We start from the raw sequence: 26,009 nt of genomic DNA on the forward strand, positions 1-26,009 counted from the left end.
CTGCCGGCAGCGGGCGCATCACGCAAAGGCAAACTCAAAACAAGCAGCAATCTCTCCACCCCTTACTGCAGCCTTGTCCCCCATCCAAGTAAAATCAAGACTATACCAGCTCCGCTCTCGCCCGAAATGATCGGTATCGGAGCGTTTTGTCACTTGAGGCGACCATAAATGCTCGTCATAATGAATGCTCAGCTTTCGCCCGGCCTCAAGCAAAATCCTTCCCGTTCGCTCCAGCTTTGGCTCTAGCAGCGTAATAAACCTCTCTGTCAGCACGTTCTCTCCAAACGGAGCAGTTCCTTCGCCAAAACCTCTATCCTTCACCTCAAAAGAATTCCCCATCTCCAAAGAAGTTTTCGGCGCAGCAGAATTGTCCAGCAAGTCAGCTTTGTCCAGAGAAGCTGAATCCTTGAACACAATAATATCCCTAAGCTCAAGTACGGGTCTGCCGGTTTTTCTCCAGCGGAACTGCCGGAGCAAGCTCTTTAGCCCTGCTTCCTCGGGATACGCCCCCGCCAGCTCAAGAGCAAAGCGGTCCTCATCCCCGCCGATCTCTGCAGTAATAATCTTCGCTGCAAAGGCATCTCCCGGGCTTTGCGTGCAGCCGCTCACAATGGGCAAGGAATGTCCCTGCGAGCCGTTGCACCAATGCTGATAACGCCGAGGGCCGAAATAAGCCTCCGTATACATGCCGCTGCCTAGCTCCGCCAGATAGGCCTCCCCGTCTGCATGAAGCAGAAAGCTGCCGCAATCGTTATGATTATGCGGTTCGTTGTTATGCCCGCCTTTTGCCGCAAAACAATATACGGAATTATCCTTACCTGCATGGCGAGATACCATCCACGCTGAGTCTGCCATATACACCGCCTCAGCCGGCCAATCCTCATGAGCAGCTTCGGCCCGCTCCCGACCAGACGCCCATATCAAATTTCGCAGAGCTGGAGCCCACCGCCCGCAATGATCCTCGCTGTAGGCGCAGCGCAATTCAGGATGCGGCATCGCAATTTCTGGATATTCGTCCCGCAAGCGCCAGGTTAATCCCATGAACACGCCGCTGCGGGGAAGCGAATCTGAAAAATTAATAACGGTTCCCCGACTGGAGAAGGAGCGCTGCTGAAACATAGCGATTTGCTTCACCTTCGGAATGGCGAATCCGTCAGCCCCTCCTCCAGTGGCACGCTTGAGCAAGGAGACGAAATACACATAATAACCAAAGCCGTATTGCCAGTACAAATAGCCTTCTACGCAAGCCCCATCATCTCCGTAGCCTTCCAGAAAGCAGCTTGTTGCTTTTATGGACCGTTCCAGAATTGCGGACAATCTGTCCTTGTCCGTGATCAAATACAGGGCAGCCGCCCCAATGGAACCGCCGCATACCGCAGACCAGTTATTCTGGAGTCCTTCCCATGAATAAGAAACCGCATTCAAAAAAGGCTGGAACAGCCTTTTTTCCACCTCATCGCCAATCCGGTCCAGCAGCTCCGATGGAAGCTTGTCCTGCAGCAGCACAGACAGCTCGGCAAGTGCAAACCCCGTCTCCGCCGCAAACAAGTCGATGCTCCCCAACGGTCCCAGCTCCTCTGAATAATGAGCGGGCAAACACCAGGTTGCTTCGTTGCAGATGGACTCCACAATTTCAAGCAGCGCATTGCGATATGTATCATTTTGAGGCTCCACCAGCGCCATAATAGCAAAAGCATTCAGCCGCTTTCGCTTGCGAAAATAGGGACGCTCATACGACAGACGCTCGCCTGTTTTCCGATAAGCGCCATACAGCTCCTCTGTCAGCTCCGGCTCAGGCTCCGCCAAAAGCGCCTGCGACTCCAGCTTGATTTCCTCCAACAAATCCTTCAAGCCGGTATCTGAAGCAAGTCTTAGACCCAAGGCGATACTATTGGCATCATCGCACAGCATGGATAACGTGCCAACAACATGATTATCCTCAAGCAGATTTTTTATCTGTTCCTTAAGCCGCTCCTTATCCCCTGTCCACTTAATCATGTCGCAGCGTCCCCTTTATAATGCAGCCCGTGCAAAATAAAATCCGTCATGTCCAGGATAAGATCCTCCAAATCACTGATTTCCTCTTGCACCATCTTCCAATACGGCTGCTCTCTATGCATCAGCAAAATTCCGACCACCGACAAAAAAACGTTGTCAAGTGACCTGTATTGGAAATAGCCCTGCTCCCTGCCTTCCGCAATCCACTTCCGCAGATAAAACCAGGTCGGCAGCACATGCTCCCGAATGTGGGCAATTCTCGGCGAGTTCAAAGTAATCTCCTGCTGAATAATGCTGACAAAATGGGGATCGCCTTGCCGAAAATAGGTAACCTCGCGGATAACCAGCTTGACTCCATCCACGGGATTCATCCCTGGATCAATGTCATCCATTTTTTGCTTGGGGAAAAAATGAGTGAATAATGCGGCGAACAGCTTTTCTTTTCCGCCGAAATGATAGGAAACCAGCGCCACATTGGCGCCGGCCTCCTGACAAATTTGACGAATTGAGGTTCCATCATACCCCTGCTGCGCAAACAGCTTTTTGGCCGCCTGCAAAATACGCGTTTTAATATCCGCGTCCTCTAAAACTGCCATAAATACCCTCCAATATTGACCTTTTCATAGTATAGCAAGGGATATTTTCTTACGCTGCGGGGAAGAAGGTCCTCAAAAAGCTGCTAATTTAAACAATCCGGCTTATGCAGCCCTTCTTTCCCTCGCCAGCGTCGCAATGGCGCTAACCGCAATCGCGACCACTCCAATCAGAGACAGCGCAACAACGGCTTCTCCCGTTCCGGTCCCGCCAAACAGCACATTCATCGTTCCGTCCACGGCATATGTTGCCGGAAGCACGTCTCCCAAGCCGCTATAAAAATCCGACAGCAGCTCCCGTGGAACCATAGCGCCGGAAGAAACCAGCTGCGCGGATAGCGCCATAATATTCAGAAGCATGCCGGCCATGCCGAACAAATACAAAAACAACTGGGAGACAAACATAAACACAAGCAAAAAGATAAATTCAAAGCCCCATAGAGCAAGGAAGCCGCCTTCCATCTGTCCCCCCAGCAGCGAGAGCAAGCTAACACCAACTAGTGAAATCACCACGGCTGACCCTGCATTAATGATTAGCCTTGCAATAAACCGGCTCCATTTGCTAACCGTGGACTTCAAGGCGATCGACGACTGCTCCAGATTCATGCCCATAATCATCGCTCCGACATAAGAGGCCAAAACCATCATCATCGGCACCATCTGGTTATTCATCCCCTGAACGGTATGGACAACATGCGTTTCAGCAATGACCCGCTGGGACAAAGCCTGCGCCGCGCCTGCAGCCTGTTCGCTTGGCGTCCCGCCAGCGGTCAATTGCTGTCCAATGCCGGAAGCTACAGCTGTACGGTTAACCTCAGACGCAATCCCTGCCGCAGCCGAGCTCATGATGCTTTTGATCATGGCGGGATTGGATTCGTTCATATAAAAATGCAAGCTCCCATGGCCTGCCGCCGATGAAGACTGCTCCGTAAAATCTCCCGGTATGAACAAAATCATCCCGATATCTCTTTTGTCCAAACGTTCCTTTGCAGCATCAAGTGAAGCTTCACTGGACATTTCAAAAGGCATACTCTCCATCAGTCGCTGCGAAATTTGCACACCGATGGCCGTATCCTCATTAACAATAGCAACAGAAAGCTGCTCCATCCTGTCGGTAATTCCATTATAACCTGTCATCCAAATAACCGAAAAGATGATTTGAAACATTAACGCTGTTATTATGCCTACCCAAGTCGTAGAGCGCTTCATAAATGCTTGCAAGCCTTTAACCATAATGTTCTCCCCTATCACGCATAATTTAAACAAATAATTTAAACAATCGTTTTAATCATTCGTTTAAATTATGCCGCAACCTTCCTTTTCTGTCAACAAAAAAGCTGCCGCATCCCGACCGGAATGCGACAGCTCGACTTAATAGCTTATTCAATTTCATCATCATCAACAAGCCCCCGCTGCTTCAATGCGGCCTGCTGTCTTCGATAAACCATGCCGGACAAAAATACGCTGATTTCATACAACCCAATTAGAGGAATGATAACCAGAATGTCGGAAATAAAGTCCGGCGGCGTAACAACAACCCCGATAACGGCCATAATGAAATACGCGACACGGCGCATTTTTCTAAGCCGCTTGGGATTAACGATACGCAGCGCAGTCAAAAACATAATGACCAGCGGCATCTCGAATAAAAGCGAAACAGGAAGCAATATGCCAAACATAAACGAAAAATATTGGATAACGCCGTAGGTCTCCTCCAGATTGAGATGCGTGGCAACCATCCGGGTAAAATTAAATGCAAGCGGAAACACAACAAAATAAGCAAAAGCAAGGCCGATTAAAAACATAATCAAGGCAAAAGGTATGTATTTTAGCGTAGAGCGCTGCTCATGCTTTCGCAGAGCAGGCTTGACGAACGCCCACAGCTGATAAGCTGTGAACGGAAGCGTTATAATCATGGCGATGATAAATGCGATTTTCATATACATGCCGATGCCGTCCCATAACGAAAAGGTATGCAGCGTCATGCCGTTTACAGGCTCCTGAGCCATAAGATAATTATAAACAGGCTCCGCGACCGAAATCCCAAGCGCAAGCCCCAACGTCAATATAATCAGCACGTATATAACGCGCTTGCGCAATTCGCCCAAATGCTCCAGCAGCGGCATAAGTCCTTCTTCGGAAATGAGCCCTTTGACGCGCGCGGTTTTTTTTGAATCCTTTCCGACAATTGCCATCCCTGTGGAAACTCCCTTCCCTTATAGGGGTTGTTTGCAGCAAGAAAAAAGCGGGCCCGCTTAATCCGGAAGCCGCTTTTTTTCTCCTTCGCTATTGCCGGATTTGCTAACCTCGATACGTCCATTATCGCTCTCGCGGCGATCGTTGTTGTTGTCATCCATAATACCGTTCGCTCCGGCTTTGAATTCCCGCAGCGTTTTGCCAAACGCGCGTCCCAGCTCAGGCAGCTTGTTAGGCCCGAACAACAACAAACCAAGCAATACGAGCAATATGACGCCAGTTGCTCCGATTCCCATCATTATACCCTCCCGTCAACTAATAAAAAGCAGGCAGCCCGATTCCGGACAGTCATAACAGTGAAACTAACAACCAAGCAGTCCTCCATAGCCCAATGCAATAATATCCTCTCTCCTAATTTTTTGCCCGGCCAGTATTCGCGGCAGCAGAGCGTCAAACGAGGTATAAGGATCATGCATAACGCAGCCCGGCAATCCCATGATTGGCACTTCGCCAATATATCCCATGAGTAGCATGGAGCCTGGAAGCATAGGTGTGCCATAACTCACAATTTCCGCACCTAACGCCTTGATAGCGCCGGGTGTCCGATCATCGGGATCAACCGACATGCCTCCCGTTACAAGTATCATATCATAATCTTGCTCCAGCAAGGAACGTATTTCATTAATAATTATATCCTGTTTATCGGGAGCAAACCGCTGTTCAGCCACTTCGCAACCAAAAAAAGATAACTTTTCGACAACTGCGGGCCCGAATTTATCTTGAATTCTTCCGTGATAAACCTCACTTCCCGTTGTCAGAAGCCCGACCTGTAGCTTGCGGAAGGGAACAACGCGAAGGGGCGAAGCCCCGCCTGACGTTTTGCGATACTCATCGGCCAGACGCTTAACCTCTTCCACTTTTTCCTTGGATACAACCAGGGGGATAGCCCGGGTTGCCGCAACGGCCCCTCCAGCTTCAACAGGTTTATTGTCCAGAACGGTTGCCAGTGCAATCTCGCCTAGTGAATTGACGGCATCCACCATTTTGCGATCAATGACGGCCATGCCTTTAAAAGCCGCCTTCAGGCTCACCTTGCCTTCATGAGGCTCTGATAAAATCAAGCTGTCGTTCGCCAGCGCTTTTGCCATTTCAATAGCGGCATCGTCCTCGTGAAGCTCTCCGCTTCCCAGCTCCATGACATAAATATGCTCCTTGCCTATATTAAGCAAGGCCGGAACATCCTCCTCCGTAATGAGATGGCCGCGCTTGAATAGTCGGCCCTTGAATACGCCAGGAATAATCTGCGTAAGATCATGTCCCAAACGGAGGCCGATAGCCTCATTTAACGCTACCTCGCGGAGCACGGTGGTTCCGGCATCGGCCGACGGACCTTTTTCTTTCTCTTTATCAGCCATCAGCTTTGTTCCTCCTGACGGCCGGACAAAATGGCCAGCGCATGGGGCAGCTGGTCCAGGATAGCCAGCAGGCCTTCATGCACGCCTTTTGGACTGCCGGGCAGGTTGATAATCAGCGAGCTGCCGCGAATGCCGCAAACGCCGCGCGTCAGCATGGCCTGCCTCGTTTTTTGCAGGGAGCCTATACGCATGGCTTCCGCCAGCCCAGGCACCTCGCGGTCAATCACCTTAAGCGTCGCTTCCGGCGTTACATCGCGTGGAGCAATTCCGGTACCGCCCGTGGTCAGCACCAAATCGGCTTGATAATACTCTGTCATTTCAATCAAGGCTGCCATAATTTCATCCTGCTCGTCCGGCACAATCCGGTAATCCACGATTTCGCCGCCAAGCTCCTCCTCCACCAGCTCACGAATGACTTGGGCGCTAGTATCCTCGCGCTCTCCGCTGGAGCCTTTGTCGCTTGCGGTCAACAACGCAACCTTCCACTGCATATCCCATTCCCCCCATCCGTATTCATCTCAATCATCTCTTGTAATCGCCGTTTTTGCCTCCGCTTTTAGCTGTAAGACGGGTCGGCCCAATCTCCATATCCTTTTGCAGCGCTTTGCACATATCGTAGACGGTCAAGGCTGCTGCCGATACCGCCGTCAGCGCCTCCATCTCAACGCCTGTTTTTCCTGTTGTTTTGACTGTGCCTTCTATGTATAATTCATCGTTGTCATTATCGCTGAATTCAATATTGATGCCGGTAAGCGAAAGCGGATGGCACATCGGTATCCATTCCGGCGTACGCTTGGCTGCCATAATGCCGGCCACTTGCGCCACCGCCAGCACATCCCCTTTTCCGATCGTGCCTGCTTTAATCTGCTTCAGCGTATCGGGAGCCATTCGGACCATGGATTCCGCCGTTGCCTGACGGGTCGTTACTTCCTTATCGGAGACATCTACCATCCTGGCTCTTCCCTGCTCATTAAAATGTGTAAACCCCATATCCACCCTCCCATTTCTGTCTCTATATTTGTTGAATAAAAGAGTTTCAGCGGCGTAGGCCATAGCTTCAAAAACGCCATACTCCGCTTGGCGTAACCAATCCGTTCAACGTCAGGTCATGGCCTTCCATAGGCACGGCTTCAATTACTTGCTCATCAAAACAAGCTCCGATCCATAAGGGAGCTTTGTCCGGACTTTGCCCGAGCTTGGCCGCAAAGAGATCATAATATCCGCCGCCGTAGCCGATTCGGCCGCCAGCTCTGTCAAAGCCTAATCCGGGCACAAAAATGATACCTGGCAAAACCTGACCATTAAGCCTTTTCGCCAAGTCCGGGTCCGGCTCCTGAATACCGTATGCGCCTGGGGCAAGCTGCCCCCAATGCTCCAGCTCATAAAGCGTCATGGAGCGGTCCGCAGGATTGCATCGAGGCGCTATAACCCCAATTCCCCGCTTCCAGCACAGCTCCGCCAAAGGCTTAAGGCTTAACTCGCTGCGGAAAGAAGCATACAGCATGACCGAGGTTGAGCAAGTGTCCACGATCAGCCTGAAGGCATGAAGTGAGGCTTCCTCTGCTCCTGTGTTCCTCTGCTCCTCCATTAATCCGTTCCTCCGTTCAGCCAGTTCTTTGCGCAGCAGGCGCTTGTATGACTCCAGGGGGTCTTTTTCCATATATAGCCTTCCGTTTCCGTTACAAATATGAACTATTCCTTACCCTGTAGTGTACCATTGTTATACAACTTTCGCCAATGGATGAGCCGCTTTGTGGTAAACTAGATTAGAAGCCCGTTTTTGGCGCGGCGACTATAGAGTGGAGGTTTCATCATGCTGCTTCAAGTATCCAATGTATCCAAAAGCTACGGCGTTTCCGCCATCTTATCCCATATATCCATGCAAGTGCTGGAAAGAGACCGAATTGGCCTTGTTGGCGTCAACGGGGCCGGCAAATCGACGCTGCTCAAAATCATTGCAGGCGAGCTCTCCTATGATTCCGGCGAAATCCATAGAGCCAAAGAAACAAAGCTCGGATATCTGGCCCAGAATAGCGGCCTGCAGTCGGATCGCACAATTATCGCGGAGATGCGTGCCGTTTTTTCCCATTTGCTGGACGCGGAGCGGGAGCTTCGCAGCCTCGAACAGCGCATAGCTGATCCGGAGACTCATGCTGACGAGAAAAAATACGACGAGACGCTGGAGCGGTACGCCAAAATATCCGACTGGTTCCGCGAGCAAGGCGGCTTTGAAATCAATACTAGAATCAATAGCGTTTTGCATGGCATGGGCTTCGGAGACTTTGACCTGGAAACGGCCATTAATACATTAAGCGGCGGGCAGAAAACCCGTCTGGCTTTGGCGCGCATTCTGCTCCAGGCGCCCGATCTGCTGCTTCTGGACGAACCAACAAACCATCTGGATATCGAAACGTTGACCTGGCTGGAAAATTATTTGCGCGGCTATGCGGGAGCCATTGTTGTTGTATCCCATGACCGTTACTTTCTGGATGCGATGGCTAATACGATTGTAGAGATCGAACGCCATACCGCTACCCGCTACACCGGCAATTATTCCCGCTATCTGGAGCTAAAAGCCGCCAATTATGAAATCAATATGAAGCATTACGAAAAACAGCAGGACGAAATCGCCAAGATGGAACAGTTTATTCAGAAAAACATCGTCAGAGCTTCAACCACCAAACGCGCTCAAAGCCGGAGAAAAGCGCTGGAAAAAATGGAGCGAATGGACAAGCCGATGGGCGACTTGAAAAAAGCTCATTTCAGCTTTGAAGTAGAGCGGATGTCAGGTAAAGAAGTGCTTAATATTCGTGATTTGTCCGTAACGTTCGACGGCCGCAACAATCCGCTTTTTCGCGGTGCAGACCTTCAATTGACGCGTGGCGAAATGGTTGCTCTGGTTGGTCCTAACGGCATCGGCAAATCAACGCTGCTGAAGGCGGTAATGGGCCTGACGGAGCCATCCAGCGGCAGCATCCAGTTTGGCTCGCATGTCAAGGTAGGCTACTACGATCAGGAGCATACCCGCCTTAATGACCAAAACACCATATTGGAAGAGGTATGGAGCGCTTATCCCCATATGGAGGAGGCGCGAATTCGCACGGTTTTGGGCAACTTTTTATTTAGCGGGGACGAAGTGCAAAAACGGATTTCCACCTTAAGCGGCGGAGAAAAAGCAAGAGTTTTGCTCGCAAAGCTGATGCTTGCGGGAGCCAATTTGCTTATTTTGGACGAGCCAACCAACCATCTGGATATTTTTAGCAAAGAAGTGCTTGAGGCTGCTTTGCTTGATTACGAAGGAACGCTGCTGTTTATTTCCCACGACCGGTACTTCCTGAACAAAATGGCTGAACGTATTGTCGAATTGGGGCCGCAGGGCTTTCAGCATTTCCTGGGAAATTACGACGAAATGCTCGAGAAAAAAGCCGAGCTGGAGGAGGCCGCTCAGGAGGCTCAAAGCAAGCAGAAAGCAGCTGGCGCTTCTGTTGCGCAGGCTCAGGAGTCTACCCCTGCCCTTTCTTATGAGGCGGAAAAGCAAGCTCGGCGTGAGGAAAGAAACAAGCAGCGCAAGCTGGAGCAATTAGAGATTGAAATCGCCGAGCTGGAAGAAAACATCTCCGCAATGGAGGAAAAGCTCGCCGATCCTGCGATATTTAACGATTATATTAAAATTCAGGAAATTCAAGCCGAGGTGGAGAGCCTGAAAGCACAGCTTGCAGCGTCATATGAGCAGTGGGAGCAATACATGCAATAAAACGACAAAAAGCAAACTCCGGGAAGGCCAAGCGATAGCATGGTCAACATCCTGGCGTTTGCTTTTTTTATGGAGTGAACGAGGTTACATTTGTCAGGACCGCTGCAAGCTTAATATCGCTAATAAATTTCCATACTGATTAATCCAATTCGTTTGGCTTCCCGAATGGCTTCAGAACGCGACCGGACGTTCAGCTTTTCAAAAATGCGCGTCAGCTGGTATTCCACATTGCGCTGGCTAACATGCAGCAGAGCCGCCAGCTCTTTATTGCTGACTCCCGCGGCTACCTCGTTCAGAATCTCCATCTCCCTCTCATTAATGGAAACCTCCTGAATCGACTTGTCCGACCTCGTTAATTGTACCTCTTGTCGACGCAATTGCTTCAGCAATGAAATCGGGATGACGGCTTCCCCTCGCATTGCGCATCGTATAGACTGCTGAAGCTGCTCCCGCGACGAGGTTTTGGATATAAATCCCGAAACGCCGGATTCAATGAGCAGATTAAAATGAGAGCCTATTTCATAACCGGAGTAGATAATGATTTTTCGGTCTGGGTCCATCTGAATCAATCTCTTGGAAAGCTCCAGCCCGCTAATGCCTGGCATATTCAAATCGCATAATATGAGGTCAAAACTCGCCTTCTGCACCTTGTCGAGCGCCTCCAGAGCAGATAAGGCAACGGTTACCCTTATTTCTGAATCCTGCTCGATCATCGTTTTTGTCCCTTCTCCAACAGAAGGGTGATCGTCCACCAACAAAATGTTAATCAAGCAATATCCCCTCTTTCCGGCTTGCCGTTAGCCATAATAACAGGCATTAAAACAATGGCTTCAAGCCCTTTTCCCGGAGCGGACAAAAAGCTGATTTCCCCTTCGAGACTGGCAACCCGCTCCTTGATGCCGGACAGACCCATATGCTCGAAGGACTCCGTCAACACATCCACTTTCATCCCGACGCCGTCGTCCTTATAACGGAAATAGATCATTCCTTTACGCATTTCAAGCTCAAGCACAACAAGACTGGCCCCCGCATGCTTGTCCGCATTTCGAAGCAGCTCCTGTACAATCCGGTAAATGGCTGTAATCTGCTCTTCCTCCAGTTCAACCTTAATGCCTTTGCTGCGGAACAAAACCTCGAAATTCACCCTCATGCGCGTATGCTCTATTAAAGACTCAACTGCTTCAACTACCCCCATTTCCTTCAAAAGAGGCGGCCTTAGCTCGTTGCAGGTTTCCCGAATTTGATGGATAACATCAAGCAAGCCCTCTTTAATTTCTTCAAGCTCCGCGCCCAGCTTGTTTGTCAAAGGATAATCCATCAGGATGCCCTCCAGCTTCCGATACCACAACAGCTGATCCTGAAGCGCAGAGTCATGCAAATCAGCCGCCAGCTTACGTCTTTCATTTTCGGAGAGCAAAAATAGCATGCGAAGCACCCAAGGCGATGTTGTATGCTCCTTCCCGACCTCCATCTCCAAATCTTCGATTAACCCTTCAATTAGATAGAGATTTTCAAAAACCAGGCTGGAATAATTGGCCATTGTTTTCAGCCAGCGAATTTCATCGGAGTTAAAGCGGGTATGATTGTTTTTCATCCCGATCCACAAAATGTGATAACGCGCTCTCTGCTTGCCAATAATCATACCAAGGCCAAAAGGCAGATCGATCAGATCGCCAAGCTTTAAATTCCCTTCCAAGCCCAGCAAAAAATTCGCGGTCACTTTTTCTTCATGCTGCTCGCTTATTGGATAAACGACTTGCTCGGCCTGATCCACAATCATAAAAGTGACTCGGCTGACAGGCAACAAATTATTTATTTCATCCCGAAGAACGGCTTCCAGATCGGATTGCTTCATTACGCGCGCCACATTGCGCGAAAAACGGTCAAGGCTATCCTGGTAGCTGTACATAGCTTTGAACAAACGCGGTCTAAACCGATGGTCAACCTGCTCTTTGCCATAAAGAAACAAGGTCATTCCAGCATATACCAATACAAAGGTGCCAAACATTATAGACCAGATGCCTCCATGCTTTCCAAGCATAAATACTGTTATCGCAGCGGCGATCAACAAGGAAGGCAAAAGCGACAAAGCTGCGTAATATTTGAAACGGGTTAATATAAAATCGATATCAAACAACTGATTGGAGGTACTCAGGTAAAAATAGACTACTGGCAGCACAAATAAAAACAATGCCGTAAATGCCGGTGGCAATATCTGCTCTTGTCCAAACATTTGAGGCAGCAGATTGAGTACAGCAAACGGCATAAAGGCAACTGCATGCGAAATAAGAGTAATCGTAAACAACGAACGAAGTTTTGTATAACGATATTTTAGGAATTTGCTTACTAGTTTGACTATGCAAATGAGATTTCCTAATAACAGGGAAGTACTGTAGAGCACTTTAATAATGTTGAAAATCCTCAGTTCAATCCAGTCTGTCCATATGTAAATCAAGCTTGCCATGCTGATCAGAGAAACGAGCGTAAATAATAGAAATAATGTTCGTCTTCCTATAAAGGTGACATCAAACCGTCGCAAATAAATATTCATAAATGACATATACAGCAGCGAAACTAGCGGGAGTACAACATAAATGACAGATAGGCCTACCGGATCTCTCAAGGTGGAGGCTGCGGAGCTATAGTAGCTAATTCCGATAGACATAAAAAACATAATCAGCATAATCGCAGCATTGTCATCTCGACGTTTCACATAAAGAAAAACCGAAAAAGCGCAAAAAACGAATAGGGAAAAGCCCGGAATGTAGAGCTGCAGCAGCATCTCCATAGTAGAATGCTCTCCCGACCAGGCTTTGGCAAATGATATATTTTTTATCGTTCCATCCCTCTGTATCACCATTACGTCATCAGCATTCTCCAGTGAATTATATTTCTTCAAAAATCTGAATTGATCCGCTGGTGCCCCGTTTACTTCCGCAATGATGTCGCCAACCATGATTCCGTTTAACTGTGCCTGACCTGCTGGCGCAAGTGATTGTACCGTAAAATTACCATCAGGCAGTTGTGTGACGTAGGCTCCATTTGCTGGAAATTTAATAATTACAGCAGTAACATATACAAGCACTGATAGCAATGTTAGCAGAAAGAGAACAGCAAGTGCATGCCTAACCATTTGCTTCATGCCTACTCTTCCCTTCATGTTAATCTTTATTTAATTCCATCCATAACCGAAAAAGCTGGTTTGTTCTTCATTGCCTTTTAGTACATCCAGCAGAGCTTTTTGTTCTTCGACTGAAATACCAGCCAGTTGCACGGAAGCGTTAAATAGAACTGCCTCTTTGTCCGCAATGCCGCTAGCCAACTGACGAATCATTTCTTTAAACATACGAATTCCTCCGCCTCTACTTTTTTCCTATTCAATAAATAGTTCATTTATACTATATCAGAATTAGGCAAAAAAAGAGAACGCAAAAAATTAGTATTTTCCGAAATGGTTTTTGCGTGGTTAAGAAAAACGCTGCAAAAGCTTATCTTTCCATACAGGCTCGGCGTCTGTCTGCTCCAGCAACGAGCAAAAACGGTTATAGTACAATCGGCCCTGGACGGATGCATACAAAATAGCTCCGGACTTTTCACAAGCCTCCCTGAACTGGGCTTTTTTATCCAATACACTATCTACAGCAATGCGCCCTGAGTAATAATCCGTGATCCACCCGTATTCCTCCCCCGCGTTTTCCATGAGCCACAGCATGGGCAAACTGCCTTTACGCCGCAAGAAATCGCTTTTTTCATCCCAACGGAGCAGGTCACGCACATCATTTTTTATTTGTGAGGCAATGCCGAGCTCGCACGCATAGATCGCTACTCCTTCATTCCACGGGCTGCCCGCTGCCAAAACTCCCGCCATGCAGGACATGACGAAGAAAGGCGCTGATTTTCTGCCTACCATATTCAGGTATGAAATCTCGTCTTTCATCTGGTCTACTAAATCAAGCATCTGTCCCTCAGCCGAATGCAGGAGCTGCCGATTCATCATAGTGGCCAGCCTCGCCCCCGCTAATTCGTCCGGGACGCTCGCCGCTAATGCCAAAGGCGCCATGGCAAGAAGCGAAGTAGCTACATGCAGGGCATGAGGCGGCGGAGTGTTCATCCAGAGCTTGGAAGGTGCATCCCCGTCCTCGAGATCATCCAGAATATCGCATGCCAATATCGCCAGTTCGATTGCGGCGGCCGTCTCCACCTCGTTTCCTTCATGTCCCCGAAACATATAGTAATGATAGATAACAAGCTCGCCAAACACCATGGGCTCCTTGATTTTCTCCCGAATAAAAGCCTCCGTATACGAACGCAGCGGACCATCATCAAGCCATCCCCGGGCAAGCTCAAGCATTTTGTCGGCAATTCGCGTCTTAAACTCTTCCACAATCCTTCCCCCATTATTACCTTCACTCATATTGTCACCAAATACGACTTCTATGCTTTATACATCCATATCTTTTTGTAAAAGCCGCTTATTATTAACCCCACCTTTCATCATTAGGATGGCCGCCACCATTTCCATTCGCTGCCTGATCAAGCTTCTCTGCTTGTTTTTTTTGGGCGTATCAGCTTCTATGTTATTCGGTTTTAATTTCGACACCTCCCCCGGCTCCAACAGCATAATGCATATAAACAGCTTCCAGCGTCAAGCCTCCATACGGCAGCTTTTCAATCAATCCTGCAAGGCTGCCGCATGCCGTCAGCGTTCCCGCCTTCATGACTCCAACTCGGTCGCAATGTCTGGATATTTCATTCATGTCGTGTGAAACGATGATGATTGTTTTCCCCTCGCTCCGGAGCTGTGACAGCAAGCTCCAATAGTGTTGCTTGGATTCTACATCCAGTCCTGTCGTCGGTTCGTCCAAAAGCAGCAATTCCGGATCGGCTGCCATTGCCGCTGCAAGCACCAGACGGTGTTTAAATCCATGCGGAAGCGAATTAACATGCAATCGGCTATAGGAGTTCAACCCATACATCTCCAGCGTATCTTGCAGCCGTTCTCCCGATTTGGGATAACGCCGGTATTTAGCCAGCACTTCATTAACCGTCTGCCCGTCCATGTTCAAAAGGTTAGGCATATAGGCATTTGGCACCTTTCTCAGCTTTTCCGGCTCTTCGGCCACATCCAGTCCCGGCGCAACAATATAGCCTGCATCAGGCTGAAGCTCCCCAGCCAGCATATTCAGCAGAGTCGATTTTCCCGCTCCATTTTTACCGATTATAGCGAACAACTCGCCACGCTTGACGCGGAAGGATACATCGACAACAGCGCGATAGCTCCCAAAATGTTTGCAGATCCCTCTCGCTTCTATAACCGCTGTCTTGTCCATTGCATGACCTCCATCGGATACCTATATCTGTACAATAGCGTATCAGGCCGTGCTTTTCACCGAAAAAATGATTTGTAATTCACGCAAAAAAATTGCGCTCTCGTAAAGACATATCGAAGTCGATAAAGTTATGAACAGTTCTATCCACAGCTCTGAATAAATTGTTAGTTAATTCTGTCGACATTTTTCAATTCGGAGATGGCGTTTTCTGCCCGTTTTAAACGATGTTTGCAACTATTCATCAAAATAATTGGATTTGTTCGAGTTATCCACATTATCCACAACCAAGCTGTGAAAAAACTATCCACTTTTACAATTTCATTATAAAAGGGCGCAGCACTGGTGTGCTCGCCCTTTTGTCAGTTTATTCACAAATTTCGGTTAACATGTGGATAACTTTGTTCACAATCAAGATAGAGACCATTCCTCCAGCGAGAAGCCAGGATCGGCCTTCATATCCAGCTCCGTCCACTCGCCGCGCTTCAGCTTAAGGTAAGCCGCTGCGCCAATCATGGCTGCATTATCCGTGCACAGCGAGCTTGGAGGCACCAGCAGCGGCACTCCCTCCGCCTGGCAGCGGTCGCTTAGCGCAGACCGCAAGCCGCGATTTGCCGCTACCCCGCCGCAGAGCAGCAGGGACCGGGCATTGCTTGCCTTGACGGCACGGATCGCCTTTTCGACCAGCACCTCGATAACCGACTCCTGAAAGCCGCGTGCGAGCGCAGCCTCATCCAGATGCTCTCCCTTCATGCGCGCCTGGTTAATGACAGCCAGAACCGCGGATTTCAAGCCGCTGAAGCTGAAATCGTAGCTGTCGCTTTCCAGCCATGCCCGCGGCAAAGGAATAGCTTCCGCCGCTTCCGCAGCAAGCCTGTCAATATGAGGCCCGCCGGGATAAGGCAGCTTGAGAGCGCGCGCCACCTTGTCATAGGCCTCGCCCACCGCATCGTCGCGAGTTCGGCCAACAACGGTAAATTGTCCTTCGCTCTCCATGCGGACAAGCTCCGTATGCCCGCCGGATACGACCAGCGCCATTGATGGATACACCATTTCATGGACAAGCTCGTTTGCGTAAATATGACCGGCAATATGATGCGTGCCGATTAACGGAATATCCAGCGCAAGCGCCAGGCTTTTGGCCGCGATAATGCCCACGAGCAGCGCGCCCACCAGCCCGGGCCCCTGCGTAACGGCAATCGCCGACATATCCCGCAGCGAGTAGCCGGATTCCTTAATGGCTTGCTCCATAATAAGCGTAATCGTCTCAACATGCTTACGCGATGCGATTTCCGGCACAACACCGCCAAAAGCCTCGTGCACGTCGATTTGGCTTGCTACCACGTTGGACAAAATATGTTTGCCGTCACGAATGACGGCCGCAGAGGTTTCGTCGCAGCTGGTCTCCAGCGCCAAAATCAACGCTCCGTCAACAGCCCTTTTGGTTGTTCCTTCCATATCCATCACATTCTCACTTCCCCGGACTTATTGAACCCGCGCTGCAAGGCATCGGCGTCCAGCTCCGCCCACATAATGATAGCATCCTCGCCGTTATCGGAATAATAATTGGGCCTGATGCCGGAAGGCTTGAAGCCCAGCTTGCGATAGAGGCGCTGCGCCTGCTCGTTGCTGGCGCGAACCTCAAGCGTCATCCGCTCGGCGCCCTGAAGCATCGCGTTGCGCTGAAGCTCCATCAGCAGCATTTTTCCGTAGCCCTTGCTGCGATATTCCTTGCGCAGTGCGATATTCGTCACATGCGCTTCGTCCATAATGATCCACATGCCGCCGTAGCCGATCAATTCACCCTCGTATTCCGCTACCAGATAACGGGCAAACATATTGCTTGTCAGCTCATTGACAAAAGCGCCCTTTGTCCATGGGCTGGTAAAGGCCTCGAGCTCGATTTCAACAACCAGCGGCACATCCTCCAGCGTCATTGCCCGATAAACGGGCACAATTCTATCCATGCTCATCTGCCATCCGCTCCCGCCAGCTTCTGCTCCGTTATGTTATCCCCTTCTGCTTGCTGCCGGCGCTGCTTCAGCTTAACCTCCGCCTCCGTCAACTGCGTATAATTGGGAATAAAAGAATGAACGTCATCCACGTCGCCTCGACGCAGCCGTTCAGCCCCCAGCCTGCCAATATAACGCCCCTCCAGCACATAGGGAGCAAGGCGCACCTCGACGCCAGCCGTCCTCCCTAGCTCCACCATTTTATCGGCGCTTTCTCCATGAAGAGATAAATCCCCGGTTAACCAGACAATTGGCGCGCCGCCGCCAGTGCTGCCAGCCGATGCTGCCGCCTCCACAAGCTCGCCGATCCAATCCGCCATCAGCCGAACGCCGTCTTCCTCTCTCCTGGTCCAGCCTTCGCCGTTCCCGCCGCAAGCAAAACAGGCCGTGTAGACGCCCCCGCGCCTTGCATCCATAATAGGGACGACCCAATGAGAAGGCTTTGCCTTTGCTACAGCATCCTTGAGCGAAGTCATTCCCTCTGCCACGCTCGCTTCCGCCTCCAATGCCGATAATTGGCGCATGCCGTCATTCCAGCCTCCCAACGCAACGGCCTCAAGACTGGAAATACCGACCAGCGGTTTTTCCCAAACCCAGGCCAGCGTTTTGGCCGCCGTTACGGCAATCCTCATGCCTGTATAAGAGCCGGGGCCGCTGCCAACCACTATACCGTCCAGCTCATCCCCTGAAACTCCCGACGATTTCAGCATCTCCTTGATATGCGTTATAACATGTACGGAATGATTACGTTCCGCCATCGACTGCACTTCCGCGAGGGTTTCGCCGTCACGCATCACCGCTGCGGCAAGCGCCGCCGTAGAAGTATCCAGCGCAAGCACTGTCAGTCCCGTCCCGACCGTCTGCCTCGCCGCGTTATCCTTGCTGATGCTCATCTTCTGCCGCTCCCATTCTGTCCCATGCCCGAACCCAATCGCAATAAGGATATCCCCGTCCGGTCATTTCCATTTTTCTTGCGCCGTCCCCATCGCTCTTAATCCATAGCTCCAAACGGTCCGGCGGCAGAAGCTCGGGAATCAGACTAGCCCATTCCACCACGGTAACTCCGCTGCCGTAAAAATAATCATCAAGCCCAAGCTCGTCCGCTTCCTCCAGCGAAAGGCGATATACATCCATATGATAAAACGGGAGCGTCTCTCCCTGGTATTCTTTTATAATCGTAAAAGTTGGGCTGTTCACAATGCCGCGAACGCCAAGCGCCGCCGCAAAATGCTGCGAAAACGTCGTTTTTCCTGCACCCAAATCGCCGTCCAGCGCGATGACTGTTCCCGGGGCAGCGAAGGAAGCCAGCTTTTCCGCCAATCGGGCCGTATCCTTAAGGCTGCGAGCCACCCATGCCGTCCGGCATATTTCCTGTTCCATTTCATCACCGCCGCTTATCTCTCAAAATGATTATACCCCTTTTTATGCAGCGTCCGGCGCTGCTCGCGGTATCCGTTCCCGTCCCGCATAACACTATCCTTGCCGATGCCGGCCGCTTCCGCCGGAATCATCTCGACGCCGGGCTCTCCAGACTCGGTCGTTCCGATCACGTAAAAAGGCAGCCCGTTCTCCCGGAACAAGGAAGCCAGCTTTTCCGCCGAAGCTTCCTGCACTGTGCCAAGCAGCACATAGTCCTCTCCGCCGTACAGCATCCAATCAAGCGGAGAATAGCCGATCCTGCCCCCATAGGAAGCCAGGCTTCCGCTTTTGGGCAAACGGTCTTCCTCAAGCACCAGACGCAAGCCGGAAGCCTCCGCAAGCTCCCAGGCCTCGCTTGCCAATCCGTCGCTCACATCGTTTAAGCTGGTGCAGACACCGGATGCCATCAGCAGTCTACCTGCTGTAACGGAAGGAGCAGGACGGCGATGCGCCAAAACGAGATTTCTATATTCATCGCTCAACAGCTGGTTTGCCGAGGTATATCCCCCTCCGTCTCCCAGCAGATGCAAGCCTGCCGCCGACATGCCGACCGGCCCGGTCAGAAACAGCCTGTCGCCGGGTTTCGCTCCATCTCTTCGCAGCTCCGCTCCCGCTTCCACGCTGCCGGTGAGAGTCACCGCCACAACAAGCTTGTCCGGTGAAGCTGTTGTATCGCCGCCCACAATAGCAATGCCATAACGGGAAGCGCAATTGTACAATCCGTCATAGATCCTCGCTATTCGCTCCGGGCCGTATGCAGGCGGAACGCTCACAGACACGAGCGCATGGAGCGGGACTCCGCCCATCGCGGCTATATCGCTGACATTGGCCGCAAGCGCTTTGTAGCCAACATCTTCATCCGTCATCGTCACGTCATTAAAATGAATGGTTTCCACCATCGTATCCATGGCAAGAAGCATATTTTTAGGACCGCTGATGCCATCGACCTCGTTAGCAGCGCTAATCGAAGCAGCATCATCGCCAAGGCCCAGGCGCACGCCCCGCTTCTTCTGCCACTCCGGGGATTGCCTGTCCGATGTCCATAACGATATTGCTTTAAACTCGTCCAAAGCTGCACGGCTCCTTTTCCGAGACGGCTAATGATATGCCTTTATTCTACCCGATGCCCTGCCGATAATCAAAGCTTTAGACGCAGCTTGCGTGGCCGCAAACATCAAATAACCTCTGCGCCGAGGGGCGATTCCATACGGATTCGCAGGGCGCAGAGGCCTGTAATTGTAAGATAAGACGTCCATACATATCACAATTCCTTCACTATCGTAATATGCAATTCATCCTTCAGCTCGATGTCATATGGAGAAGCAGGGTCCGAGCCGTCAGCTTCCTTGATGACGCGAACGCGCGGCCTGTGTACCGCCAAATCATTGTTTTGCGTAACAACAACCTCTTGGCCCGTGCTGAGCAGCAGCGTTGTTGCAACCGGATAGATCGAAATATGGCTGCAAAACAGCTTGATCAGCTCATGATCAAAAAACGTGCCTCCAGCCGCAAACAAAAATTCGATTGCTTCGCTGGTTGTATAACGCTTACGATGGGGCCGAGGCGATACAAGCGCATCATAGGTGTCCGCCAATCCGACAATTTGACCGTACAAATGAATTTCTTCCTTTTTCAGCCCCCGGGGGTATCCGCTGCCGTTAAATCGTTCATGATGCTGCAGCGCGCAATGAGCCGAAACGATGGAAATGTCATGATGCTTTCTCAAAATATCGAAGCCTTCTTTGGGGTGGGTATGCAAAATGTTGAGCTCCGCCTCCGTATAACGCCCATTATGATTAAGCAGGCTTGAGGGCATTTTGGTCATACCGATATCGAATAAAAGAGCCCCGACGCCAAGCTCCTCCAGCTGAATCCGGTTAAAGCCTTTGGCAACCCCCATAATGCCGGCCAAAACCGCCACATTGAAGGAATGCTGAAACAAATAAGCATCGCTGGAGTGAATGCTGGTTAAGTTAACAAGCATGCTGGGACGCGTCGCCAAATCCTGCATAATGCTGCCGAAAACCTTGCGAAAGTTGCGGCCGATTTCGGGCGTGATGGTACGGCCTCTCGACAAATGATCCTCTTGAAGAGAGGTCATTGTTTTGTAAATCATTGTGACAGCTTCCTTCCGCGTCTCTTCGCGAATGCTGTCCTCCGGTTCTATATCATCTGTTTTTCCGTCCTCGATGTATATAATATCAATGCCCAATCTCTCCAAACGATCAATATAACGATCATTCAGTTCAACCCCTTGACCAAGCAGCACGTTGCCGTTTTCTTGAAATATAGGCTTAGCCACTCTGTCGCCGGGTTTGACCATTGAAAGCTGTACTCTTCTCATTACATTACTCCCGCCTTAAAGTTTGAAGCAAGCCGCTTCGTCAAACGTTACGCCCACCACTTGCATTCTATTTTAACAAACTCTCTCTGGTATGACTATTTATCGGCAGGAAACTTTGCAATTTTCATGTTTTTATTCATAATCCTTTAATAAAATTACCGTATCAAGCAAGCTTTCGCTTAACAATCCGGTTGCGGCCATTGTACTTGGCCTCGTACAAGGCAGCGTCGGCCTGCGCCATAATTTCGCGCAAAAACGATTTGGGATCGTCCAGACGGGAGGGCGCAATATTTTCGACGGATACAACCCCCATGCTTATGGTAACCGATATCACGCTTTCCTCCAGGCCGGTAAATGTTTTGCTCTGCTCAACCGCGTTTTTGATGCTTTCGGCGATGATTTCGGCTTGCTCCCGATTGGTATGGGGCAAATAAACGGTAAATTCCTCGCCACCGAAACGAGCCAGAACGTCAGTTGGGCGCAAGGCGCTCCGCACCGCTTGCACGGTGCTGCACAACACCTCGTCGCCGCACAAATGGCCGAAGCGGTCATTAATTTTTTTGAAATGGTCCAGATCAAAAATAAAAATGGAGAAAGGAATGCCGTGCTGAAAATTGGCGGCCACTTCCCCCTCCATTTGCTGCAGCAAATAGCGTCGGTTATAGCAGCCCGTCAAGCCGTCCGTGATCGCCATATGCTCCAGCTTCCGGTTGGCCTGATACAACTCATCCTGCACAATGAGCAGTTCACGGTTTCGTTCATGCAGCAGCTCATTCTGGATGTTGGTTTCCTCCAGCAGCATGCGCAGCTCCGTCACGTCATGGAAGGTCAGCACACGTCCAATCGCCTTTTTTTTGTGATTGAGGATAGGCGCAGACTGGACCACCACATAGCGATTAAACGCCGACTCCAGGCATAGCTCGGTTTCAAGCCTTTCCATCGGCCTTTTGCGCTGCTCCTCAAAAAACGCCGTAAATTGCTTGGCAGTTTCCTCGCTAAATTGGCTTGCAAACGAAGCGTAATGAAAAAAATCGCCAACACGCAGTCGGATAATAGGCTTGACCACCTTGTTGACTTCTATAACCATATCATTTTCATCCATAACAATAATGCCCATCGACATCGTATTCATGACATCACGCTGCACGATCTGAATAATATCGAATACCCGGTTCCGGCTAATAGCATGTACGATATAAATAGCCGTCAGCGTCATGCCGACCGAGATCAGCGGGATGTAACGGGCCACCAAGTCTATTAAAAAGACATTGACCAACAAATCCAGTAGAGCAAAAAACGACAAAATCAGAAATCCGTTCAACGCCGTCTTGACCATTTTGCGTTGACGCGGGGAATGCTCGCTCGGCTTCAGCTTGTTCAGCAGCACAAATAGCGAAAGCAGCATATAGAAAACAAGCTGTGTAATCAAAACCCAATACAAATCGCCATGCTGAAGCTGCTTAAGCGGCTCAAGAGAGGTATCCACGGCTAAAAATGCGCCGTTTGGATTCCAAACCACGGCGCCTAACGATGCAAGAGCGGGCAATGCCAGCAGAAGCAGCCTGCTTTTTCGCACGACATAGGATTGGCCTATCAAATGCATCGTAAAAACAAACCAGCCAATGCCCAGCAATGACAGGCCTACATAAGAAAGAGATAGGTAAAATAGCCTATACATCAGATGCGATGTCGTCTGGGAAGCAAATTGAAATAATGGCCACAGCATGAAGACGACATGCAGGAAAAGATAAATCCTGTGCAGAAGCGTCACTGTACTATAAGAAAAGACATATAGAAACAAGCTCATCAGCACAAGAAACATACAAAAATCGAGCCATATCATCCATTCCAAAGGGTTCACCCATTCATTTAATAGCCATCTTCTTCCATTGTAACAAATGTCCAGAAGCTCGACAATTAGCTATTTCAAGCAAAACGATGGCCCAGAGCGCGTTCCAGCTCCGGCGATATGTTAAGAAATGTCTTGAAGCTTTGGTACTGCTCCCATTTCTGTTGCGATAGTTCCTTGTTCCTGCCGGCAACGGCCCGGATCAGCAGATTTTTAGGCGTGTGCTCAGGATCAACAAACTCCAGCATCTGAACCTTGTAGCCAAGCGCTTCAAGCAATTGACCTCTGACGGCATCCGTTGCCAGCGCCGCAAACCGCTCCTTCAGCAGGCCTTGCGAAAGAATAGGCGCCAGCACCTCGCTATTCACCTGGCGGAACAGCTCATGCTGGCAGCAAGGAACGGACAAAATGACAGACGCGCCCCAATCAACCGCTTTGGCAAGCGCCGCATCCGTCGCGGTATCGCAAGCATGCAGCGTAACGACCATGTCGGCAGACTGTACGCCCTCGTAATCGGCTATATCGCCTACAAGGAAGGTAAGCTTGTCATAGCCCAGCCGCCTCGCAAGCCCGGAGCAGAAGTCGATAACGTCGGCCTTCAAATCCAGCCCAACGACGTTAATGGAGCGCTCCTCCTGCACCATCAAATAATAATACAAAGCAAAGGTCAAATAAGATTTGCCGCAGCCAAAATCGACAATGGTTATTTCGCGGTCCTGCGGCAGATGCTCCAGCACATCCTGAACCATCTCAAGAAAACGATTGATTTGTCTAAATTTATCCGTCTTTTTGGCATGCACGCGGCCATCCCGCGTCATTATGCCAAGCTCCACCAGAAACGGAACCGGCGTTCCTTCCTCCAGCACACGCCTCTTTTGACGGTTATGGGACTGTGGACCAGCCGTTTTTTTGGCTGTTGCGGCCGTTTTGCGCATAGCGGCCTTGCCTTTTTTACTAAATAAAAGCTGCACATCGGCCTCCGGCGTCTTAAGCAGCGCCTGCCGGTATTCGCCGTCTAGCAGCTCTTCCAAATGCTTAGACGCAGCATGACCCTGTAAGTTGCGGTGCAGCACTTTTCCTGGGTAATGGGCTTCAAACTGATAATGAAGGCCGTCCTTCAGATGAACAGGGCGGACAATCGTTTTGGGAGGCGCCTCCCCGTCCTTGCGACGCAACTGGCTAAGCGTGGCGCCAAGCAGCAGGCCGTTTTCCATCCACATCGCTACATCTTCCCGCCAATGGTCCCCGCCGTTATTTGTTGTGCCGGACTGCTTTGCTTTTGTGCTCTCGGCAGCCGCAGGCTCCGGAATCATTGTATCTTTTTTATCATTCATGCTCCGCTTGTGTCTCCTCTTCTTTTACATTCAGCTCTTTCAGACCTTGAAGGGCTTCTTCTCTAGGCAGGCCGCCCGCCTCCAGCTGCATGTCGTCCAGCTCCAGCAGCCTTCTGTAAATAACCGCCGCATCAACCGCCGGCATGGCGGAATCCTCTATTAGCTCGTACATTATATTTTCCACCTGATCGTAACGCCCCTCCGCTTCATGCCACTCCAGCAGCAGCCGCTTGGCCGACAATGGCAGCTCATAAGGCTTTAGAAGACTACAAAGCTCTTCGATTTGCCCATTGATCTCGCCCGCTATCGGCTCGGCCTTCATGATGGACAAACGCAGGAAAAGCCGCAGAGACCGAATCGCAGAGCCGTAGCTTTCCCGCTCCCTGCCCAGATCATTCTGCAGAAGAGCCTCCTGCTTGAGCAGCAAAGCAATGGCTTGAAGCTGCTCGGCGTCTATCATGCCGTTTCGGGAAACCACCTTGACCAGGTCTTCGTCCGACAAGGAAGAAATCAGCTTGCGGCTCAAATGAAAATGCTTTTCCAGCAGCTCGTCCAGCAAGAGAAGCCCCTCCTCCTGCTTGCGTTCCTTTCGTAATTGCATGATCTGTCCGATCGCTTCCGTCATCTGCTGAATCATTCGCATGAAGTAGTCGCGCTGAAACAATCTTATTCCCCCCAACCCGATGACAAAAAGGCCTTGACCTCCGCAACAAAATAGTCCGGCCTCTCCATCATGCTCATATGGCCGGCTTCCGCGATTTCCGCCCTGACGACGTGATCCCCGCCAGCCGAAAAGGTGCTTTCCGGCGGAACAACGCCGTCCTTCAAGCCTGCAAGCAGCAGCACCGGCACGCTTGCGCCAGAAATCGTTTCGCTGCGGTCCGGCCTTGCTTTCATGCCCAGGGCCGTTGCCGCCGCCGCCCGGCTGTCCGTGGCGAAGCCGATGTTTTTGCAGCGTTGTATTTCCTCCGCAAGGCTGTCCAAATGATCGGCCGCAAACAGCTTTGGAATTAGCCCGTCCACAAAAGGCTTTATGCCGTCCCTTCTCAAAGCGTCGGCCGCCTTGTCGCGATTTTGGCGCGCCGCCTCGCTGTCTGGCCGCGGCGTGGAATGGACCAGTCCAAAGCCGGCAAGGCGGGATGGATAACGCTCTGCATAGGACAGTGTAATATAGCCGCCCAACGAATGGCCCAAAACAATGGCGGATTGCACGCCAAGATGACTCAGCAGCGCCTCCAGATCATCTGCAAAAGCCTCCATCTCGTATACCTCTCCCGCCGGGGCTGAGCTTGCTCCGTGTCCTCGCGCGTCAGGCGCTATAACACGCGTCACCTGCGCAAGAGACTCCGTCACCTTTTCCCAATAAGCGGAGCTACCGCAATACCCGTGAAGCAAAACAAGCACAGACTTGGCGGCATTATTTTGCCCGGCAGAATCAAAATAGGATAAAAGCTCACCGCTTGGGAGCCTGTATTGCGCATTAGCAATAGTATAAAGGCGTGAATCACCGCTAACCGGGGTGCCGGTAGCATTCCCATTCTCCATGTGACTTCCGTTTTCGTGGCTCATATCTATTCCTCGCTTTCACGTTGTAGGCTTAATCGCCTAATCTGAATAGTAAACGTCAAACAGCGCCTTTCATGAGGCTTTCAATTTTAAGGTCATACTGAACGCTTACGGACATCTTTGACTATGCTTGACCCACAATGCTTCCAAAAAACTGGATGTTGAAAACATAGCTACCCAACGAAGGTTCTCTCCGTTATGA

Annotated in this window: 26 protein-coding genes; 1 reads left to right on the forward strand and 25 read right to left on the reverse strand. The window is 50.5% G+C overall.

Annotated features, from left to right (window positions below; translation table 11 throughout):
• Positions 1 to 18 precede the first annotated feature (18 nt).
• From A7K91_RS21550 to A7K91_RS21590, 9 genes are all read right to left on the reverse strand, one after another.
• Positions 19 to 1,998: a heparinase II/III family protein gene (locus A7K91_RS21550; RefSeq protein WP_068686539.1), complete on the reverse strand. Its 1,980-nt coding sequence runs from the start codon at positions 1,996 to 1,998 to the stop codon at positions 19 to 21.
• Entirely contained in the window at positions 1,995 to 2,594 is a 600-nt protein-coding gene (locus tag A7K91_RS21555) for a TetR family transcriptional regulator (RefSeq protein ID WP_068686540.1), read from the reverse strand. The genes A7K91_RS21550 and A7K91_RS21555 overlap by 4 nt, the downstream gene beginning before the upstream one ends.
• Before the next feature lie 102 nt (positions 2,595 to 2,696).
• On the reverse strand, positions 2,697 to 3,824 hold the full coding sequence (locus A7K91_RS21560; RefSeq protein ID WP_068686541.1) for a YhgE/Pip domain-containing protein: 1,128 nt from the start codon (positions 3,822 to 3,824) through the stop codon (positions 2,697 to 2,699).
• 146 nt (positions 3,825 to 3,970) lie between these two features.
• A complete protein-coding gene (gene tatC, locus A7K91_RS21565) occupies positions 3,971 to 4,786 on the reverse strand; it encodes a twin-arginine translocase subunit TatC (protein ID WP_068686542.1) in 816 nt (271 codons plus the stop codon).
• Between the two features lie 60 nt (positions 4,787 to 4,846).
• Positions 4,847 to 5,086 carry a twin-arginine translocase TatA/TatE family subunit gene (locus A7K91_RS21570; RefSeq protein ID WP_068686543.1) on the reverse strand — a complete coding sequence of 80 codons (240 nt, stop codon included), beginning with the start codon at positions 5,084 to 5,086 and terminating at the stop codon, positions 4,847 to 4,849.
• 63 nt (positions 5,087 to 5,149) lie between these two features.
• Positions 5,150 to 6,202, reverse strand: coding sequence for a molybdopterin-binding protein (locus A7K91_RS21575; protein ID WP_068686544.1), 1,053 nt, complete (start codon positions 6,200 to 6,202; stop codon positions 5,150 to 5,152).
• The gene (locus A7K91_RS21580) at positions 6,202 to 6,693 is read right to left on the reverse strand and encodes a MogA/MoaB family molybdenum cofactor biosynthesis protein (RefSeq protein WP_068686545.1); all 492 of its coding nucleotides are present in this window, start codon (positions 6,691 to 6,693) and stop codon (positions 6,202 to 6,204) included. Before A7K91_RS21580 ends, A7K91_RS21575 begins: the two co-directional genes overlap by 1 nt.
• 31 nt (positions 6,694 to 6,724) lie before the next feature.
• Positions 6,725 to 7,192 (reverse strand): cyclic pyranopterin monophosphate synthase MoaC, encoded by a 468-nt coding sequence (gene moaC / locus A7K91_RS21585; RefSeq protein WP_068686546.1) that lies wholly within the window; start codon positions 7,190 to 7,192, stop codon positions 6,725 to 6,727.
• Positions 7,193 to 7,259: 67 nt separating this feature from the next.
• Positions 7,260 to 7,862, reverse strand: coding sequence for a 5-formyltetrahydrofolate cyclo-ligase (locus A7K91_RS21590; RefSeq protein ID WP_068686547.1), 603 nt, complete (start codon positions 7,860 to 7,862; stop codon positions 7,260 to 7,262).
• A gap of 153 nt (positions 7,863 to 8,015) precedes the next feature.
• Between A7K91_RS21590 and A7K91_RS21595 the strand changes: the two genes are divergently transcribed.
• The gene (locus A7K91_RS21595; RefSeq protein ID WP_068686548.1) at positions 8,016 to 9,956 is read left to right on the forward strand and encodes an ABC-F family ATP-binding cassette domain-containing protein; all 1,941 of its coding nucleotides are present in this window, start codon (positions 8,016 to 8,018) and stop codon (positions 9,954 to 9,956) included.
• A gap of 119 nt (positions 9,957 to 10,075) precedes the next feature.
• Here the strand turns inward: A7K91_RS21595 and A7K91_RS21600 are convergent, their stop codons facing one another.
• The 16 genes from A7K91_RS21600 to A7K91_RS21665 all read right to left on the reverse strand — a co-directional run bounded on the left by A7K91_RS21600 (position 10,076) and on the right by A7K91_RS21665 (position 25,810).
• The gene (locus tag A7K91_RS21600) at positions 10,076 to 10,726 is read right to left on the reverse strand and encodes a response regulator transcription factor (RefSeq protein ID WP_068686549.1); all 651 of its coding nucleotides are present in this window, start codon (positions 10,724 to 10,726) and stop codon (positions 10,076 to 10,078) included.
• Positions 10,723 to 13,098, reverse strand: a complete 2,376-nt coding sequence (locus A7K91_RS21605; RefSeq protein WP_068686550.1) for an ATP-binding protein — start codon at positions 13,096 to 13,098, stop codon at positions 10,723 to 10,725. The genes A7K91_RS21600 and A7K91_RS21605 overlap by 4 nt, the downstream gene beginning before the upstream one ends.
• A 30-nt stretch (positions 13,099 to 13,128) precedes the next feature.
• Positions 13,129 to 13,302: a hypothetical protein gene (locus A7K91_RS26570; protein ID WP_156739737.1), complete on the reverse strand. Its 174-nt coding sequence runs from the start codon at positions 13,300 to 13,302 to the stop codon at positions 13,129 to 13,131.
• 120 nt (positions 13,303 to 13,422) lie between these two features.
• Complete coding sequence (locus tag A7K91_RS21610; RefSeq protein ID WP_068686551.1) at positions 13,423 to 14,340, reverse strand: polyprenyl synthetase family protein; 918 nt, start codon at positions 14,338 to 14,340, stop codon at positions 13,423 to 13,425.
• 57 nt (positions 14,341 to 14,397) lie between these two features.
• Positions 14,398 to 14,556: a hypothetical protein gene (locus A7K91_RS26575; protein ID WP_156739739.1), complete on the reverse strand. Its 159-nt coding sequence runs from the start codon at positions 14,554 to 14,556 to the stop codon at positions 14,398 to 14,400.
• Positions 14,534 to 15,286 carry an ABC transporter ATP-binding protein gene (locus A7K91_RS21615; RefSeq protein WP_068686552.1) on the reverse strand — a complete coding sequence of 251 codons (753 nt, stop codon included), beginning with the start codon at positions 15,284 to 15,286 and terminating at the stop codon, positions 14,534 to 14,536. The genes A7K91_RS26575 and A7K91_RS21615 overlap by 23 nt, the downstream gene beginning before the upstream one ends.
• 408 nt (positions 15,287 to 15,694) lie before the next feature.
• The gene (gene tsaD / locus A7K91_RS21620) at positions 15,695 to 16,747 is read right to left on the reverse strand and encodes a tRNA (adenosine(37)-N6)-threonylcarbamoyltransferase complex transferase subunit TsaD (RefSeq protein ID WP_068686553.1); all 1,053 of its coding nucleotides are present in this window, start codon (positions 16,745 to 16,747) and stop codon (positions 15,695 to 15,697) included.
• Positions 16,747 to 17,256, reverse strand: a complete 510-nt coding sequence (gene rimI, locus A7K91_RS21625; protein ID WP_068686554.1) for a ribosomal protein S18-alanine N-acetyltransferase — start codon at positions 17,254 to 17,256, stop codon at positions 16,747 to 16,749. The genes tsaD and rimI overlap by 1 nt, the downstream gene beginning before the upstream one ends.
• The gene (gene tsaB, locus A7K91_RS21630) at positions 17,253 to 18,188 is read right to left on the reverse strand and encodes a tRNA (adenosine(37)-N6)-threonylcarbamoyltransferase complex dimerization subunit type 1 TsaB (RefSeq protein WP_068686555.1); all 936 of its coding nucleotides are present in this window, start codon (positions 18,186 to 18,188) and stop codon (positions 17,253 to 17,255) included. Before tsaB ends, rimI begins: the two co-directional genes overlap by 4 nt.
• Positions 18,169 to 18,675, reverse strand: coding sequence for a tRNA (adenosine(37)-N6)-threonylcarbamoyltransferase complex ATPase subunit type 1 TsaE (tsaE, locus tag A7K91_RS21635; RefSeq protein WP_068686556.1), 507 nt, complete (start codon positions 18,673 to 18,675; stop codon positions 18,169 to 18,171). The genes tsaB and tsaE overlap by 20 nt, the downstream gene beginning before the upstream one ends.
• A 14-nt stretch (positions 18,676 to 18,689) precedes the next feature.
• Positions 18,690 to 19,784: a thiamine-phosphate kinase gene (gene thiL / locus A7K91_RS21640; protein WP_068686557.1), complete on the reverse strand. Its 1,095-nt coding sequence runs from the start codon at positions 19,782 to 19,784 to the stop codon at positions 18,690 to 18,692.
• A 191-nt stretch (positions 19,785 to 19,975) separates the two neighbouring features.
• Positions 19,976 to 21,058, reverse strand: a complete 1,083-nt coding sequence (locus A7K91_RS21645) for an HD-GYP domain-containing protein (protein ID WP_068686558.1) — start codon at positions 21,056 to 21,058, stop codon at positions 19,976 to 19,978.
• Positions 21,059 to 21,221: 163 nt separating this feature from the next.
• Positions 21,222 to 22,901: a histidine kinase N-terminal 7TM domain-containing diguanylate cyclase gene (locus A7K91_RS21650; RefSeq protein WP_068686573.1), complete on the reverse strand. Its 1,680-nt coding sequence runs from the start codon at positions 22,899 to 22,901 to the stop codon at positions 21,222 to 21,224.
• Positions 22,902 to 22,984: 83 nt separating this feature from the next.
• Entirely contained in the window at positions 22,985 to 24,127 is a 1,143-nt protein-coding gene (locus tag A7K91_RS21655; RefSeq protein WP_068686574.1) for a class I SAM-dependent methyltransferase, read from the reverse strand.
• Positions 24,128 to 24,233: 106 nt separating this feature from the next.
• The gene (locus A7K91_RS21660; protein WP_082967658.1) at positions 24,234 to 24,905 is read right to left on the reverse strand and encodes a DUF6483 family protein; all 672 of its coding nucleotides are present in this window, start codon (positions 24,903 to 24,905) and stop codon (positions 24,234 to 24,236) included.
• Positions 24,906 to 24,907: 2 nt separating this feature from the next.
• Positions 24,908 to 25,810, reverse strand: a complete 903-nt coding sequence (locus tag A7K91_RS21665) for an alpha/beta fold hydrolase (protein WP_245697737.1) — start codon at positions 25,808 to 25,810, stop codon at positions 24,908 to 24,910.
• Between the last annotated feature and the right edge of the window lie 199 nt (positions 25,811 to 26,009).

The organism is Paenibacillus oryzae, from assembly GCF_001675045.1.
In the GTDB taxonomy this organism is placed as follows: domain Bacteria; phylum Bacillota; class Bacilli; order Paenibacillales; family Paenibacillaceae; genus Pristimantibacillus; species Pristimantibacillus oryzae.